The 266-nt window shown below is 61.7% G+C and carries 1 protein-coding gene; it reads left to right on the forward strand.

Annotated elements, in window-relative coordinates:
• Positions 1-39: 39 nt before the first annotated feature.
• Positions 40-266, forward strand: a 227-nt coding sequence (locus B3F77_RS09975) for an NAD(P)-binding domain-containing protein (RefSeq protein WP_293604806.1), incomplete at its 3' end; no start/stop codon positions are given.

Here is a 266-nt window from a genome sequence, read left to right on the forward strand (position 1 = left end):
GGCTGAGCCTGTCAAAACCCTAATTTCCTAAGCTCCACGATGTCCAGCACAAACCCCAAAACCTACGAAGCTTCCACTCCACGCAAAGCCGCCTTTCTGGGCCTTGGCGTCATGGGTTACCCCATGGCCGGCCATCTGGCACTGGCGGGCCATCAGGTCACGGTGTACAACCGCAGCGCCGCTAAATCAGCGGCTTGGTGCGCTGAATTTGAGGCTTCCAGCCAACCCACAAGCGCGGAGTCGCCGCGCCTGGCGGCGGCCGATGC

Source organism: Polaromonas sp. UBA4122 (assembly GCA_002381615.1).
In the GTDB taxonomy this organism is placed as follows: domain Bacteria; phylum Pseudomonadota; class Gammaproteobacteria; order Burkholderiales; family Burkholderiaceae_C; genus Polaromonas.